This is a genomic window from Microbacterium sp., from assembly GCF_032084865.1.
Classification (GTDB): domain Bacteria; phylum Actinomycetota; class Actinomycetes; order Actinomycetales; family Microbacteriaceae; genus Microbacterium.
In genome coordinates, this window is record NZ_DAMDLU010000065.1 from 1 (window position 1) to 14,886 (window position 14,886).

Below are 14,886 nucleotides of genomic sequence, written 5' to 3' on the forward strand. Positions count from 1 at the left end.
GTCGCGCTTGCCCGCGCCGATCGCCGGAAGAGCCATCAGGAAGTCCGTGACCCGCATGGTGGCGGCGTCGGAGTCCGCGTCCTCGGTCGCCTGCCGCAGCACGGACTGCGGGGCGACGACCCGGGTGCTGAGGTCGCGCTTGAGTGCGGCGCGCGCCCGTCGGCGCTCGAGGGCGCGGCGGGAGGCGGCGACGCGGTCGACGTCAGGGACAGCGGGGCGTTCAGCCACGGAGGACCTCCTGGTATCGCGCATTGCGGGTGCTGATCGTCTCGGCGATCCCGGCTGCTCCGGCAGCCAGGATGCTGCGGCTCTCGCTCGCGAGCACGTTCACCGCCACCGCGCCGAATCGAGCTGCGAGATCCGTCTCGGTGGCGCCCTGGGCTCCGAAGCCGGGTGCGAGGATCGGCGTGCCCTCGAGGATATCGTCGTCGATGCCGACCTCCGCGCGGTCGACCGTCGCGCCGATCACGACGCCGATCGGGCCGAGCGCCCCCTCGAAAGCCGCGGAACGGTTGACCCAGGTGACATCCCGGGTGACCCGGGCGGCCACGGTCTGATCGTCGCCGCCGGCCACGTCGACCGTGCGCGCGGTCTGCAGTGCCGCCGCCTCGGGGTTGCTGGTCGCTGCGAGCACGAACACGCCCTTGTCGGCCCGGACCGCGGTGGTGAGCGTGTCGCGCAGCGAGTCCGGTCCGAGGTACGGGCTGATCGTGACGGCATCGGCTTCCAGCGGCGACCCCGCCTCCAGCCAGGCCGCCGCATAACCGGCCATGGTCGAGCCGATGTCACCGCGTTTGGCGTCGGCGATCACTATCAGGCCGGCGTCCCGCGCGGCCGACATGACGTCCTCCAGCGCGGCGAACCCCCGCGAGCCGAACCGCTCGAAGAACGCGACCTGCGGCTTCACGACGGCCGCTCGGCCCGCCGCGGCATCCACCACGGCGAGGCCGAACGAGCGCAGACCGTCGGCGTCCTGCGCGAGACCCCACTGGTCGAGCAGAGCCGCGTGCGGGTCGATGCCCACGCACAGCGGACCGAAGCGGTCCATCGCCGTGCGCAGGCGCGTTCCGAACGAGTCGGTCATAGGGCGGCCTCGCGGTTGGCGGCGTACTCCTGCAGGCTGCGCACCTCGAAGCCCGACTGCGTCGCATCCATGCCGGTCACCGCGGCGCCGAGCACGGCCATGGTGGTGAACAGCGCCTTGTCGGCGGCGACCGCCGCGGCACGGATCTCGTACCCGTCGGCGCGCGCGGAACCGCCCGACGGGGTGTTCACGACGATGTCGATCTCCCCGTCGTTGATCAGGTCGACGATGTTCCGCTCGCCGCTCTCCCTGGTCTCGCTGTACTTCGCCACGACCTGCGCCTTGATGCCGTTGCGGCCGAGGATCTCGGCCGTGCCCTCGGTCGCGACGAGGGTGAAACCGAGCTGCTGCAGGCGGTGCGCCGGCAGGATGACCTCGCGCTTGTCGGCGTCGGCGACCGAGATGAACACGGTGCCCGACGTCGGCATCCCGCCGTACGCGGCGGACTGGCTCTTCGCGAAAGCGGTCGGGAAGTCACGGTCGATTCCCATGACCTCACCCGTCGAGCGCATCTCGGGGCCGAGCACCGAGTCGACCACCTTGCCGTCGTGGGTGCGGAAGCGCTTGAACGGCAGCACCGCCTCCTTCACTGCGACGGGGGCGCCCAGCGGCACCCGCGAACCGTCCTGCGCGGGCAGCATGCCCTCGTCGATCAGCTCGGCGATCGTCGCGCCCGCCATGAGGCGGCTCGCGGCCTTCGCCATCGGGATGCCCAGGGCCTTCGACACGAACGGCACCGTGCGGCTCGCACGGGGGTTGGCCTCGATGACGTAGAGCACGCCGGCGCTGATCGCGAACTGCACGTTCAGCAGGCCGCGCACGCCCACACCCTGCGCGATGGCCAGGGTCGCGGTGCGCACCCGGTCGATGTCGGTGCGGCCGAGCGACACCGGCGGGAGGGTGCAGCTCGAGTCGCCGGAGTGGATGCCGGCCTCTTCGAGGTGCTCCATGACGCCGCCGATGTACAGGTCGGTGCCGTCGTACAGCGCGTCGACGTCGAGCTCGATCGCGTCGTCGAGGAATCGGTCGACGAGCAGCGGCTTGCCCTCCTCGATGATGACCTCGCCCGCGGTGCGCACGAAGTAGTCGCGCAGCGACGGGGTGTCGTAGACGATCTCCATGCCGCGACCGCCCAGCACGAAGCTGGGACGCACGAGCACCGGATAGCCGATGTCCTCGGCGATGCGCACCGCGCCGTCGACGTCGATCGCCGTGCCGTTGCGCGGGGCGACGAGGCCGGCGTCGTCGAGCAGGCGGGCGAACAGCTCGCGCTCCTCGGCCAGGTCGATCGCGGCGGGGCTGGTGCCGAGCACGGTGTACCCGGCCGCTTCGATGCCCTTCGCGAGTCCCAGCGGCGTCTGGCCGCCGAGCTGGCAGACGACGCCGAGGATGGTGCCGCTGCGTGCCTCCGCGTCGAGCACCTCGAGCACGTCCTCGAGCGTCAGCGGCTCGAAGTACAGGCGGTCGGAGGTGTCGTAGTCGGTCGAGACCGTCTCGGGGTTGCAGTTGACCATGACCGTCTCGTACCCGGCATCCGACAGCGCGAACGAGGCGTGCACGCACGAGTAGTCGAACTCCACGCCCTGTCCGATGCGGTTGGGGCCCGAGCCGATGATGACGATCTTGGTGCGCTCGCTCGGCGCGACCTCGGTCTCGAAGTCGTAGCTCGAGTAGTGGTACGGCGTCAGGGCCGGGAACTCGCCGGCGCAGGTGTCGACCGTCTTGAACACCGGGCGCACGTCCAGACCATGGCGGATGCCGCGCACCTCGGCCTCGTCGAGACCGCGCAGCTGCGCGATCTGGGCGTCGCTGAAGCCGTGCTCCTTGGCGAGGCGCAGGGTGGCGCGATCGAGCTCGCCAGCTGCGGCGACGCTGTCTGCGACCTCGTTGATCAGCACGATCTGGTCGAGGAACCACGGGTCCATCGCGGTGGCGTCGAAGGCCTGCTCGATCGTCGCGCCCTTGCGCAGCGCCTGCTGCAGCACGACGATGCGGCCGTCGGTCGGGGTCTTCGCGATCTCGAGCAGCTCGTCGACCGAGCGGGTCTCGTCGCCCCAGTGGAAGCTGGAGCCGCGCTTCTCGAGCGAGCGCAGCGCCTTCTGCAGCGCGGTCGTGTAGTTGCGCCCGATGGCCATCGCCTCACCCACCGACTTCATGGTGGTGGTGAGCGTGGCGTCAGCTGCGGGGAACTTCTCGAACGCGAAGCGGGGCACCTTGACCACGACGTAGTCGAGGGTCGGCTCGAAGCTCGCCGGGGTGACGCCGGTGATGTCGTTCGGGATCTCGTCGAGGCGGTAGCCGAGCGCCAGCTTGGCGGCGAGCTTCGCGATCGGGAATCCGGTCGCCTTCGACGCCAGCGCCGACGAGCGCGAGACACGCGGGTTCATCTCGATGACGATGATGCGCCCGTTGCTCGGGTCGACGGCGAACTGGATGTTGCAGCCGCCGGTGTCGACGCCGACCGAGCGGATGATGTCGATCGAGATGTCGCGCATCTTCTGGTACTCGCGGTCGGTGAGCGTGAGCGCCGGGGCCACGGTGATCGAGTCGCCCGTGTGCACGCCGACCGGGTCGACGTTCTCGATCGAGCACACGACCACCGTGTTGTCGGAGGTGTCGCGCATGAGCTCGAGCTCGTACTCCTTCCACCCGAGGATCGACTCCTCGAGCAGCACCTCGTTCGTCGGCGAGTCGTGCAGGCCCGCGCCGCCGATGCGGCGAAGGTCGGTCTCGTCATACGCGAAGCCCGAGCCCAGGCCGCCCATCGTGAACGACGGGCGCACGACGAGCGGGTAACCGAGCTCTGCCGCACCGGCGATCAGCTCGTCCATGGTGTGGCAGATGACCGACTTCGCGACGTCGGCGCCCGCCTCGAGGACGAGCTCCTTGAAGACCTGACGGTCTTCACCACGACGGATCGCGTCGACCTTCGCGCCGATGAGCTCGACGTCGTACTTCTCGAGGATGCCGCGCTCGTGCAGCGCCATGGCCGCGTTCAGTGCGGTCTGACCGCCGAGGGTCGGCAGGATGGCATCCGGCTTCTCCTTGGCGATGATCGTCTCGATGACCTCGGGGGTGATCGGCTCGATGTACGTCGCGTCGGCGAAGTCGGGATCGGTCATGATCGTCGCCGGGTTGGAGTTGACCAGGATGACGCGCACGCCCTCCTCGCGCAGCACACGGCACGCCTGGGTTCCCGAGTAGTCGAACTCGCAGGCCTGGCCGATCACGATCGGGCCGGAGCCGATGACCAGGACGGAGTTGATGTCTTCACGCTTCGGCATCAGTTGCCGCCTTCCTGAGTGGGTCCCTGAGCTTGTCGAAGGGTCGCGACGACGAGTTCGCGGAATCTGCTGAACAGGTAGTGGGCGTCGTGCGGACCCGCCGCCGCCTCCGGGTGGTACTGCACCGAGAAGGCTGGGATGTCGAGCGCACGAAGCCCCTCGACGACCTGGTCGTTGAGACCCACGTGGCTCACCTCGACCTTCCCGTAGCCGTGCGGGCTGTCGAATTCGCCCTCGATCGGAGCCTCGACCGCGAAGCCGTGGTTGTGAGCCGTGATCTCGACGCGGCCGGTGGCCTTGTCGATGACGGGCTGGTTGATGCCCCGGTGGCCGAAGGTGAGCTTGTAGGTGTCGAGCCCCAGCGCCCGCCCGAACAGCTGGTTGCCGAAGCAGATGCCGAAGTACGGAATGCGCGCGTCGAGCACCTGTCGCAGCACGGCGACCTGCGCGTCGGACGCCGAGGGGTCGCCCGGGCCGTTCGAGTAGAACACGGCGTCGGGCGAGGTCGACACGATCTCGTCGAAGGAGGCGGACTGCGGCAGCACGTGCACGTCGAAGCCCAGCGCAGCGAGGTTATCGATCGTGGACTGCTTGATGCCCAGGTCGACCACGGCCAGGTTCCCGATGCGCTCGGTGGTCGCGGCGATCACGACGGGCTCGGTGACCGAGACCACGGCCGACAGGTTCTGACCGGCCATCTCGGGCGCGGCGGTCACCTGGCGCAGCTGCTCGTCGGCGTGCAGCGCCGCGGCGTCGCCCGAGAAGATGCCGCCGCGCATCGATCCCGTATCGCGGATGCGGCGCGTGACAGCGCGCGTGTCGATGCCGCTGATGCCGATGATCTCCTCGCGCACGAGGGCATCGTCGAGCGATTCCTCCGAGCGCCAGTTCGATACGCGTCGCGCGGGGTCGCGCACGATGTAGCCGGCGACCCAGATGCGCGACGACTCCTGGTCCTCACGGTTCATGCCGGTGTTGCCGATGTGCGGCGCGGTCTGCAGCACGATCTGCCCGGCGTACGACGGGTCGGTCAGCGTCTCCTGGTAGCCGGACATGCCGGTGGCGAAGACGACCTCGCCGAGCGTGGTGCCGCGGGCGCCGTATGCGCGCCCCTCGAAGCGACTGCCGTCCTCGAGCACGAGCACAGCAGCGTCGTGGGCCGCTGAGCCTGTCGAAGGGCCCTGGGGCGCCTGGTTGGTGGATGTCACGAGTTATCTCCGTTCTCCGCGCCGGCGCAGAGGCGCTCGAGCTGCGGCAGGATCTCTGAGGGCCCACCTGAGATGGGCCGGATGAAGGAATCGACGTGGATGTCGTCGGTCGCCCGCCAGACGAGGCGGATGAGACCGTCGCGCTCCACGACGCGGTCGATGGCGACGGTCGCGCGGTCGGCGGAGAGCAGCCGCGCGGATGACAGGAACACGGTCGGCGCGCCGTCGAGGCTGAGGGCGACACCCCGATCGGTGAGCACGAGCTCGCCTCGAGCGCGGTACGTCAGCGGGCTGACGGCGAGCCGCTGGAGAGGCTGATCGTGCTCGGTGGTGGCGACGTACAGGATCTCGTGCCTGCCGGTCACCTCGGCATGCTCAGGCACGCCGAGTGGCGCGGTCAGCCCGGCGTCGCGGCGGAGTCGCCGGCGCCAGCCGACGAACATCGCGAGCAGGATGAGCGCGGCGACTGCTGCGATGACGAGCACCGCGAGCTCACGGCTCACTTCGTCTCGCTCCGCCCGTTGCCGGGGAGCTGCTCGACGAGCGCTCCCCCGTCGACGGTCACGACGCCGCCGTGGATCGTCCACTGCACGCGACCGGGAAGCTCTCGGCCGAGGTATGGGGAGTTGTGGCTGCGCCCGTGCAGGTCGGCCTCGGTGAAAACACCCGGCACGCTCGGGTCGTACAGCGTGACGTGCGCGGGGCGCCCCACCTCGAGCGCACCGAAACCGTCGAGGCGTCCGATCCGCGCGGGAGCCGCGCTCATCACGCGCGCGACGTCGGCCCAGTCCAGCTGCCCGGTCTGCACCATCGCCTGATGCACCACTCGCAGCGCGCTCTCGAGCCCGACCATGCCGTTCGCTGCGGCCTGCCATTCGCACGCCTTGTTCTCGGCCGGGTGCGGGGCGTGGTCGGTCGCGACGATGTCGATGGTCCCGTCGGCGAGCCCCTCGCGCACGGCCATGATGTCCTCCGCGGTGCGCAGCGGCGGGTTGACCTTGTACCGGGCGTCGTAGTCGCGTACGAGGTCGTCGGTCAGCAGCAGGTGGTGCGGGGTGACCTCGGCGGTGACGTGGATGCCGCGCTTCTTGGCCCACCGAATGATGTCGACCGAGCCGGCGGTCGAGAGGTGGCAGACGTGCAGGCGGGAGCCGACGTGCTCGGCGAGGAGCACGTCGCGGGCGATGATCGACTCCTCGGCGACGGCCGGCCAGCCGGCGAGGCCGAGCTCGGCCGACACGACGCCCTCGTTCATCTGCGCGCCCTCGGTCAGCCGTGGATCCTGCGCATGCTGCGCGATGACGCCGTCGAACGCCTTCACGTACTCCAGCGCACGCCGCATGATCAGCGGGTCCCACACGCAGAAGCCGTCGTCGCTGAACACGCGCACGCGGGCACGGGATCCGGCCATGGCGCCGAGTTCGGCGAGGCGCTCGCCCTTCTGTCCGACGGTCACGGCGCCGATCGGCTGCACGGTCGCGTATCCCGCGGCCTCGCCGAGCGCCAGCTCCTGCTCGACGACACCGGCGGTGTCGGCGACGGGCTGGGTGTTCGGCATGGCGAACACCGCCGTGAAGCCGCCGGCCGCCGCGGCCTGCGTGCCGGTCAGCACGGTCTCCGACGCCTCGAACCCGGGCTCACGCAGATGCGTGTGCAGGTCGACGAGACCCGGCAGCGCGATCAGGCCTGCGGCGTCGATGACACGCGCACCCGATCGACTGAGCCCGGAGCCGATCTCGGCGATGACACCGTTCTCGATCACGATGTCGGCGCTCTCGCGCCCGAGCAGCTGGACGCCTTCGATGACGAGGGTCTGGCTCACTTCACTTCCCCTCTTCGTCGTTGCGCTCGCCTGCAAGCAGCAGGTAGAGCACGGCCATACGCACCGAGACCCCGTTGGTGACCTGCTCCAGCACGGTGGAACGGGGGGAATCTGCGGCTTCGGATGAGATCTCGAGCCCACGGTTCATCGGCCCCGGGTGCATCACAATGCTATCGTCCGGCAGCGTCGCAGCGCGCACGGCGTCCAGCCCCCACAGCCGGGAATACTCCCGTTCAGTCGGGAAATACGCGGCGTGCATGCGCTCCGCCTGGATGCGCAGCATCATGACGGCGTCCGGACCGTCGGCGAGAGCGGCGTCGAGGTCGTAGAGCACCCGCACCGGCCATTGCGACACGTTCTGCGGCACGAGCGTCGGCGGCGTCACCAGTGTGACGTCGGCGCCGAGCAGCGACAGCAGCCAGACGTTCGAGCGCGCCACGCGCGAGTGCAGCACGTCGCCGACGATGACGACGCGCAGACCGGACAGGTCGCGGCCTCGACTGTCACCGCCGTGGCGGCGCTTGCGGATCGTGAACGCGTCCAGCAGCGCCTGCGTCGGGTGCTCGTGCGTACCGTCGCCGGCATTGACCACGCCGGCCGAGATCCAGCCGCTGGTGGCCAGGGTGCGCGGTGCGCCGGATGCCGAGTGGCGCACGACCACGGCATCCGCCCCCATCGCCTCCAGGGTCTGGGCGGTGTCCTTCAGGCTCTCGCCCTTCGAGAGGCTGGAGCCCTTCGCGGCGAAGTTGATCACGTCGGCGGAGAGCCGCTTCGCCGCCGCCTCGAACGAGATGCGGGTGCGGGTGGAGTCTTCGAAGAAGAGGTTTACGACGGTCTTGCCGAGCAGCGTCGGAAGCTTCTTGACCTCGCGCGACTGGGTGTCGGCCATGTCCTCGGCGACGTCGAGGATGCGCAGCGCCTGCGCGCGATCGAGGGTGCGGATGTCGAGCAGGTGCCTCATGATTCGATCGTCACCTCGTCGACTCCGTCGAGTTCGCGCAGGCGGAGGTTGACGCGCTCCGCGCGGGACGACGGGATGTTCTTGCCGACGAAGTCGGGTCGGATGGGCAGCTCGCGGTGGCCGCGATCGACGAGGATCGCCAGGCGTACCGCCGACGGGCGGCCGATCGACTGCAGGGCGTCGAGCGCTGCGCGGATGCTGCGGCCCGAGAAGAGCACGTCGTCGACGAGCACCACGGTCTTGCCGTCGATGCCGCCGGCTGGGATCTCGGTGCGCTTCGGCGCACGTGTCGGGTGCTTCGCCAGATCATCGCGGAACAGCGTGATGTCGAGCGATCCGACCGGGATGTCGGTCTCGGCGATGCCGGAGATGACCGAGCCGAGTCGATCGGCGAGCGTCACTCCCCTGGTCGGGATGCCGAGGAGCACGAGTCTGTCGGCTCCTCGGTTGGACTCGAGGATCTCGTGGGCGATGCGCGTCAGAGCACGCGCGATATCGGCTTCGTGCAGCACAGTGCGTGCAGACAACGGCCGCTCCCTTCTCCGCCTCTCCGGACGGTGTTAAAGGTTGCTTTGGATCGAGTCTAGCCGATCGGAAGAGCGCCCACCGCGGCGCGGAGCGGTCATCGGCGCGCTTGAGCTGCTGGTTCTGTTCGAGCGATTCGAGTCATGCTCCGACGACGTCGACACCGTGGGCGCGGGCGCGGGCGACATCAGCGAGGCGCTTGTCGAAGGTGGCGAGCGTCGCCTCGTGCTGGATCGCGGCCGCCGGCACACAGACGTCAGGCGGCTTCACTCGAGCTTCCGCGCGGAGTCGAGCGATCCGGACGGGCTCATCGGACGACGAGCTCGGAGCGGGAGGCGCCGGGCCACTCCTTCGCCGCCAGTTCGAGTCCCGCGGCCGGTTCGGGCGTCTGAGTCACCTGGATCCGCGACAGTGTCGTCGCCATGCCACCGGTGTACCGCTGTGGCTCAGGGTGGTACAGAGGGGGTGCGCTCTTCGCACTTAGGCTGATCAGCATGTCCCGGATCACCTTCGTTCGGCATGCTCAGCCCGACGTCGATCCTTTGCTGGATCCTTCGGCGTGGCCGCTGTCGTCGTCTGGCGCCACTGCCGCAGCGGCTCTCGATCTGAATGCGGGACCGTGCACGGTGATCTCGACGAGTCCGGAACGGAAGGCTGCGGCTACGGTCATGGCGGCCGTTCCATCAGGGCGGATGCTGCTGGATTCTCGCTTCCGCGAGATCGACCGCGCCGAGCGCGTGCATGACGGGTTCCGTGACGCTCGTCGTGCCTGGATCGGCGGGCGGCTCGACGAGCGTCACGAAGAATGGGAGAGCCCGGATGCCGCGACACGGCGTTTCCACGAAGGTCTGCTCACGCATCACGCCGCGCACCTCATAGTAGGTACCCATGGCATGGTGCTGACGGCTTGGATGGTCGGCCAGGGCTTGATCCCGTCCGGCGACGCGGCGGTCGAGTTCTGGGAGCAGCTGCGGTTCCCAGAGGTGATCGAGCTCACCCTCCCGCTGGTGCGCGTGCGCGCGGTGCTGACGGATGGCGATGGGCGGTTCGTCCTCATCAAGCGCACGCACCCCGGGCAGGCGCCGTACTGGACGACGCCCGGCGGCGGGGTGATGCTTAGCGACCCATCGCACGAGGATGCCCTGCGCCGTGAGCTCCGCGAAGAGCTGGGTGCTGAGGCTGAACTCGGCGGAGTGCTCCACGAGCGCCAGCTCGACAGCATCCGCTCCGAGGTGTTCTATGCCGCGACGCTCATGTCCATCGATCCGACGCGCGCCGACGGCCCGGAATACGACGGCCCGTCACGCGGTCGGTACGACGTGGAGCGCGTCATGCGTGACGAACTGAGCGCCCTCGATCTGCGACCGAACTCGCTGAAGGAGCTTCTGCTCAGGACCCGAGGCGGAGCGCCTCGTCGGTGACGGGGTCGAGCTTCGCGGCGCGGATGGGGTGTCCTGCCGTCGACAGGCACTTGCCTGTCTTCAGGTCCCACTTCCAGTCGTGCATCGAGCAGGTGAGGACGCCGTCCTCGATCGTGCCGGTGCGGGTGAGGTCGGCGCGCAGGTGCGGGCAGCGGCGCTGCACGACCCAGTCGTCGATCTCGGTGTCCTCGGTCTGGTCGGTCTGCTCCTGGTACCAGTTCTCGACGTACTCGATGCGGTCGACCGAGAGGCACTTGAGGAAGGTGGTGAGGAACTCGTTGAACTTGCCGCTGCGCCCGACCGAGAACTGCATCGACAGGAAGATCGAGTTCGACCAGTCGATCTCGTGGTCGCGGATGTTCGTCGACACGAGGTCGGCCGGGATCGTGTACCAGTACACGCACTCCTCGCCCGCGTACTCGCGGACCTTGGCGCGCGGGAAGTCGACCACCATGTCCAGCTCCCCGATCCGGAAGCGGACGTGCCCGCCGACACCGAGGCGGATGGTGCGCGACTTCTTCAGCAGCGGCTCCCACCACTCCTTGATCGCGGCGAGCATCTCAGCAGGCGGGAGGACCTCGGCACGGGTGGCCTCCTCGTCGAGGATCTCCTGCTGGCGCGTCGCACGCTGCTCTTCGAGGTACTCCCACTTCTCGTCGAAGATGTGGTCGATCTCGTGCTGCGAGTACAGGCTCTGTGAGACGGTCATCTCACCGTGGTTCATCTCCACGACGGTGCCCGGGATGAAGAGGTGGCCGTCGTACTTCGGTGCCAGCTCCTTCATGTGGGCCAGGAACTCCTTCTGATCCGTGAAGATCGAGTCGTCGTCCTGGCCGGTGCCATTGAAGCGGAACAGCTCGTCGCGCAGGAACATGGGTGGCCCTGCCATCGGGAAGACGTGCGGCGCGTCGACCTTCTCGATGTAGTACATGGCGCGCTTGTTCTGCGCGTCGCGCTTCAGCGCGGCGAACTTCTGCTTGGCATCCTGAGGCAGGTCGTAGACCATCGGCCACCAGATCGCGCCCGACACCTGGGTGAAGTACGCCTCGGGCTTGCCGAACGACAGCAGCGCCTCCAGATCCAGCGGGTGCGAGTCGTTCTGGTTGAGGATGGATGCCGTGCCGTCGTCGACGCTCAGCGACGAGTCGCCGATCGGGCCGTCGCTCGGGGCGCGCAGCGGCGTGATCATGATCTTCAGATCACCGCGCTCGATCACCTGGCCCGCGGGCGCGTACGTGATGTTGTTGTAGCCGAGCCCCCGGATGTCGACCTCGAGGTCGTCGGTGACGTACTCGGGCAGCAGCACCTCGATGTCCTTCGAGATGTACTTCTCGAGCAGGTTCGGATCGAAGTGGTCGCGGTGACGGTGCGAGATGTACAGGAAGTCCGCCTCGCGTCCCAGGCGCTCCCAGTCGAGGCCGCGGTTGTCGGGGAACGGGAACCAGGAGCCGTAGAAGGAAGGCCCGAGAACGGGGTCGCAGATGATGTTTCCGCCGACCGTCTCGATGAACATCCCGGCGTGGCCGAGTCCCGTGATCCGCATGTCTCTCCTCAGGGTTGGACGACGTCGATTCTACCGAGCGCTCGCTGAGCGCGTCCGATGACCGGCCGTGGTTATCCGGATACCCGTGGCGCGCCGCTCACGGCTCGAGCAGCCCGCGGATGTCGTCGACGGTGAGCGCCTGCGAGAACAGCGCCTCGTCGTCCATCACCGCGGTGAACAGCCGCGCCTTGCGCTGCTGCAGCGCCAACACCTTCTCCTCTATGGTGCCCGCGGCGATCAGTCGGTACACGAACACGCGCTGCGTCTGCCCGATCCGGTGCGTGCGATCGATGGCCTGCGCTTCAGTCGCGGGGTTCCACCACGGGTCGAGCAGCAGCACGTAGTCGGCCTCAGTGAGAGTGAGCCCGAACCCGCCGGCCTTGAGGCTGATCAGGAACACCGGCGCGTCACCCGAGCGGAACCCGTCGATGACATCGTCCCGGCGGCGCGTCGACCCGTCGAGGTAGTCGTAGGCGATTCCCGCGGCGCGCAGCCGCTCGGCGGCCATCTCGAGGTAAGACGTGAACTGGCTGAAGACGAGCGCCCGGTGCCCTTCCGCGCGCAGCTCTTGCACGTGCTCGAGCAGCACGTCCAGTTTCGCGGAGGTCGCGTCATCGGCATCCGGGTCGATCAGCCGCGGCGACAGCGCGAGCATCCGCAGCATCGTGAGCGAGCGGAACACGATGAAGCGATTGCGGTCGAGGTCGGCGAGCAGGCCGAGCACCTTCTGACGCTCTCGCTGCAGGACGGTGTCGTAGACGGCCCGGTGCGCGGGGCTCAGGTCGACGAACAGCTCCTGCACCTGCTTCTCGGGCAGGTCGCTCGCGACCAGTTCCTTCGTGCGTCGCAGCATGAGCGGTCGGATGCGGTGGCGCAGCCGTTCGAGCCGTCGCTGCCGGTACGGCGCCCCCTCCTCGTTCTCCGGAACCTTGCCCTGCTCGATCGGCTGCACGTACTCCTCTCGGAAGCGACGCTGAGACGGGAACAGCCCCGGCGCGGTCAGCGAGAACAGTGCCCACAGGTCGGTCAGGCTGTTCTCGAGCGGCGTGCCGGTGACGGCGATCGTGACGTCGGATCGCAGCTGCGCGATCGCCTGGTGCACCTTCGTGGCGGGGTTCTTCGCGAATTGGGCCTCGTCGATGATCACACCCGCCCAGTCGATGCCCTGATACTCCTCGGCATCGAGGCGCAGCAGCGTGTAGGAGGTGACGATGATGTCGGCCCCGGCGGCCATAGCGGCGACCTCGTCCGCTCGTCGCGATCCGGTGCCGTCGACGACGCGAACGCGCAGGTCGGGGGCGAACCGGCTCGCTTCGCTGCGCCACGTGCCGAGCACCGAGGTGGGTGCGATCACGAGGAAGGGACGCTGCTCCCCCGCTTCCACCGCGTGCGCGATGAGCGCGAGCAGCTGAAGGGTCTTCCCGAGGCCCATGTCGTCGGCGAGGATGCCTCCGAGCCGGTGCTGCCACAGGAACGCCAGCCAGTCGAGTCCCTGCTGCTGGTAGGGACGCAGCTGTGCGCGCAAGCCCGCAGGCGGTGCGGTGCGGGGCACGCGTTCGATGCCGCGCAGACCCTCGGCCGTGGCGCGCCAGCTGACCGCCTGCTCCGATTCGTCGGCTAGATCCTCGAAGTCCTCCCAGAGCGCGGTCTGATAGCGGCTGATCCGCGGGCCCGTCTCCCATTCGGTGAGCGCGCCCGCCTCGTCGATGAGGTCGCGCAGCTGCTGCAGGGCGGGATGCGCGAGCGAGAAGTACGTGCCGTCGACGAGCATGAGCTTGGTACGTCGCATGCTCAGCGCGGTGAACAGCGGGGTGAACGGGATGGAGTGTCCGTCGATCTTCACGAGCACCCCGAGGTCGAACCAGTCGGCGTCGGTCGACTCGACCGTCGACACCGAGATCTCGGGCGTCCCGGTCAGCTCTCTGTACCGGGTTCGACGGCCCGTGACGACGATTTTCACGTTGCTCGATTCGAACTCGGGCAGCACGTGCGCGGCCCACTCCGCCGCGGCGATCTGCTCGAGGTCCGCGCGATGGCGGAACTCGTCGTGGGTCGCACCCGCCCAGATCGCCTCGATCTCGCGGAGGCGCCGGCGCTCGGCATCCGGATCGCGGAACGGCTCCGAGCCCTCGGCGACGGCGACCGAGGCGTGCCCGGCGTACTCCCACTCGAATCGATAAGCGACGCGGTGCCCGTCGCGGAACGCCACCCGCAGCACCGGCTCGGGCACGGCGAGCGAGGGCAGAGCGAGGTGGTCCGGAGCCGTCACCACCGTCTGCCTGGCGAGCACGGGGTAGGCCTCGGCGAGGAACCTCTCCCGGTCGTGCTGCGGGACATCGATCGACGCCGGGGTGTTGAGGGCGTTCAGAACGGCGGGTGCGAGCGCAATGCGCGCGAAAGTAACGACCACGCCCGATCCCACCAGCTCCCACCGGTACAGTCCGATGCGCCCGATCGGGCGCAGCTGCTCGGCCGGCGCAGGCCGCCCGTCGAGCACCGCGTCGACGCCGATCGTGAGTCCGCCGCTGTCTGCGGGATCGATGCGCAGACCGATCGCCGCGTCCTGGGCGACGTGCACGGCGGTGTGCTTCTGCGTCGGGATGATCGGGATGCCCAGGCCGGCCAGCGCGTCGACGTGCTGCCACAGCAGCGGCGTCTCGACACGGTCGAGCGCCATCCAGTCGCCGGCGGTGCCCGAGAGCAGCGAGTCGCGCGCGATGTTGAGGAAGTCGGTGAACCACCGCGCCTGATCCGGGTCGAAGCGCCCCGACGAGCGTCGGACGGAGTCCCAGGAGGCGTCGCCGTGGATCCATCGGCCGGTCGACTCGCTGCGCATGAGCGGGCGGACGCAGAGCAGGATCTCACCGTGACCGCCGGCGAGGTCCCGGGGTGTCGCCGTCTGCAGGGCGGCGGGCCCCCACCGGTCGAACGAGTGGCGCGGACGCACCCGCAGCTCGATGCCGAGGGCGAGCGGCAGCGCGGACGTCGCCGAGGGCGGAGCGTTCAGCAGCGCACGCCACGCCGGCGGTGGAACGGGG

Annotated in this window: 11 protein-coding genes and 1 pseudogene; 1 reads left to right on the forward strand and 11 read right to left on the reverse strand. The window is 69.0% G+C overall.

The genetic code is table 11. The features are described 5' to 3' along the window. The 9 genes and pseudogenes from RT309_RS08425 to RT309_RS08465 form a co-directional block, all read right to left on the reverse strand. Positions 1 to 228, reverse strand: a pseudogene (locus tag RT309_RS08425) (guanylate kinase); the annotation flags it as partial. After that, positions 221 to 1,084, reverse strand: coding sequence for an orotidine-5'-phosphate decarboxylase (pyrF, locus tag RT309_RS08430; RefSeq protein WP_313356426.1), 864 nt, complete (start codon positions 1,082 to 1,084; stop codon positions 221 to 223). The gene pyrF and the pseudogene RT309_RS08425, both read right to left, overlap by 8 nt. Beyond that, positions 1,081 to 4,368 carry a carbamoyl-phosphate synthase large subunit gene (carB, locus tag RT309_RS08435; protein WP_313356427.1) on the reverse strand — a complete coding sequence of 1,096 codons (3,288 nt, stop codon included), beginning with the start codon at positions 4,366 to 4,368 and terminating at the stop codon, positions 1,081 to 1,083. The genes pyrF and carB overlap by 4 nt, the downstream gene beginning before the upstream one ends. Further along, positions 4,368 to 5,576, reverse strand: coding sequence for a glutamine-hydrolyzing carbamoyl-phosphate synthase small subunit (gene carA / locus RT309_RS08440; protein WP_313356428.1), 1,209 nt, complete (start codon positions 5,574 to 5,576; stop codon positions 4,368 to 4,370). The genes carB and carA overlap by 1 nt, the downstream gene beginning before the upstream one ends. After that, a complete protein-coding gene (locus RT309_RS08445; RefSeq protein WP_313356429.1) occupies positions 5,573 to 6,079 on the reverse strand; it encodes a hypothetical protein in 507 nt (168 codons plus the stop codon). Before RT309_RS08445 ends, carA begins: the two co-directional genes overlap by 4 nt. Further along, positions 6,076 to 7,380, reverse strand: coding sequence for a dihydroorotase (locus tag RT309_RS08450; RefSeq protein ID WP_396654434.1), 1,305 nt, complete (start codon positions 7,378 to 7,380; stop codon positions 6,076 to 6,078). Before RT309_RS08450 ends, RT309_RS08445 begins: the two co-directional genes overlap by 4 nt. A 19-nt stretch (positions 7,381 to 7,399) precedes the next feature. Further along, positions 7,400 to 8,359: an aspartate carbamoyltransferase catalytic subunit gene (locus tag RT309_RS08455; protein ID WP_313356431.1), complete on the reverse strand. Its 960-nt coding sequence runs from the start codon at positions 8,357 to 8,359 to the stop codon at positions 7,400 to 7,402. Next, complete coding sequence (gene pyrR, locus RT309_RS08460; RefSeq protein WP_313356432.1) at positions 8,356 to 8,886, reverse strand: bifunctional pyr operon transcriptional regulator/uracil phosphoribosyltransferase PyrR; 531 nt, start codon at positions 8,884 to 8,886, stop codon at positions 8,356 to 8,358. The genes RT309_RS08455 and pyrR overlap by 4 nt, the downstream gene beginning before the upstream one ends. A gap of 139 nt (positions 8,887 to 9,025) precedes the next feature. After that, positions 9,026 to 9,181 (reverse strand): PIN domain-containing protein, encoded by a 156-nt coding sequence (locus RT309_RS08465; protein ID WP_396654435.1) that lies wholly within the window; start codon positions 9,179 to 9,181, stop codon positions 9,026 to 9,028. Between the two features lie 395 nt (positions 9,182 to 9,576). Here RT309_RS08465 and RT309_RS08470 point away from each other — a divergent pair, with 395 nt between their 5' ends. Continuing rightward, positions 9,577 to 10,305: an NUDIX domain-containing protein gene (locus RT309_RS08470; protein ID WP_396654433.1), complete on the forward strand. Its 729-nt coding sequence runs from the start codon at positions 9,577 to 9,579 to the stop codon at positions 10,303 to 10,305. Here RT309_RS08470 and RT309_RS08475 read toward each other — a convergent pair. Both RT309_RS08475 and RT309_RS08480 read right to left on the reverse strand, forming a co-directional pair. Beyond that, the gene (locus tag RT309_RS08475) at positions 10,274 to 11,848 is read right to left on the reverse strand and encodes a Rieske 2Fe-2S domain-containing protein (RefSeq protein WP_313356435.1); all 1,575 of its coding nucleotides are present in this window, start codon (positions 11,846 to 11,848) and stop codon (positions 10,274 to 10,276) included. The genes RT309_RS08470 and RT309_RS08475 overlap by 32 nt on opposite strands. A gap of 97 nt (positions 11,849 to 11,945) precedes the next feature. After that, a partial coding sequence (locus tag RT309_RS08480; protein ID WP_313356436.1) for an SNF2-related protein occupies positions 11,946 to 14,886 on the reverse strand: 2,941 nt, incomplete at its 5' end.

Excerpts from the sequence above, each read along its gene's own strand:
- carB (WP_313356427.1), bottom strand. The coding sequence starts at position 4,368 with ATGCCGAAGCGTGAAGACATCAACTCCGTCCTGGTCATCGGCTCCGGC.
- RT309_RS08475 (WP_313356435.1), bottom strand. The coding sequence starts at position 11,848 with ATGCGGATCACGGGACTCGGCCACGCCGGGATGTTCATCGAGACGGTC.
- RT309_RS08455 (WP_313356431.1), bottom strand. The coding sequence starts at position 8,359 with ATGAGGCACCTGCTCGACATCCGCACCCTCGATCGCGCGCAGGCGCTG.
- pyrF (WP_313356426.1), bottom strand. The coding sequence starts at position 1,084 with ATGACCGACTCGTTCGGAACGCGCCTGCGCACGGCGATGGACCGCTTC.
- RT309_RS08470 (WP_396654433.1), top strand. The coding sequence starts at position 9,577 with ATGCTGCTGGATTCTCGCTTCCGCGAGATCGACCGCGCCGAGCGCGTG.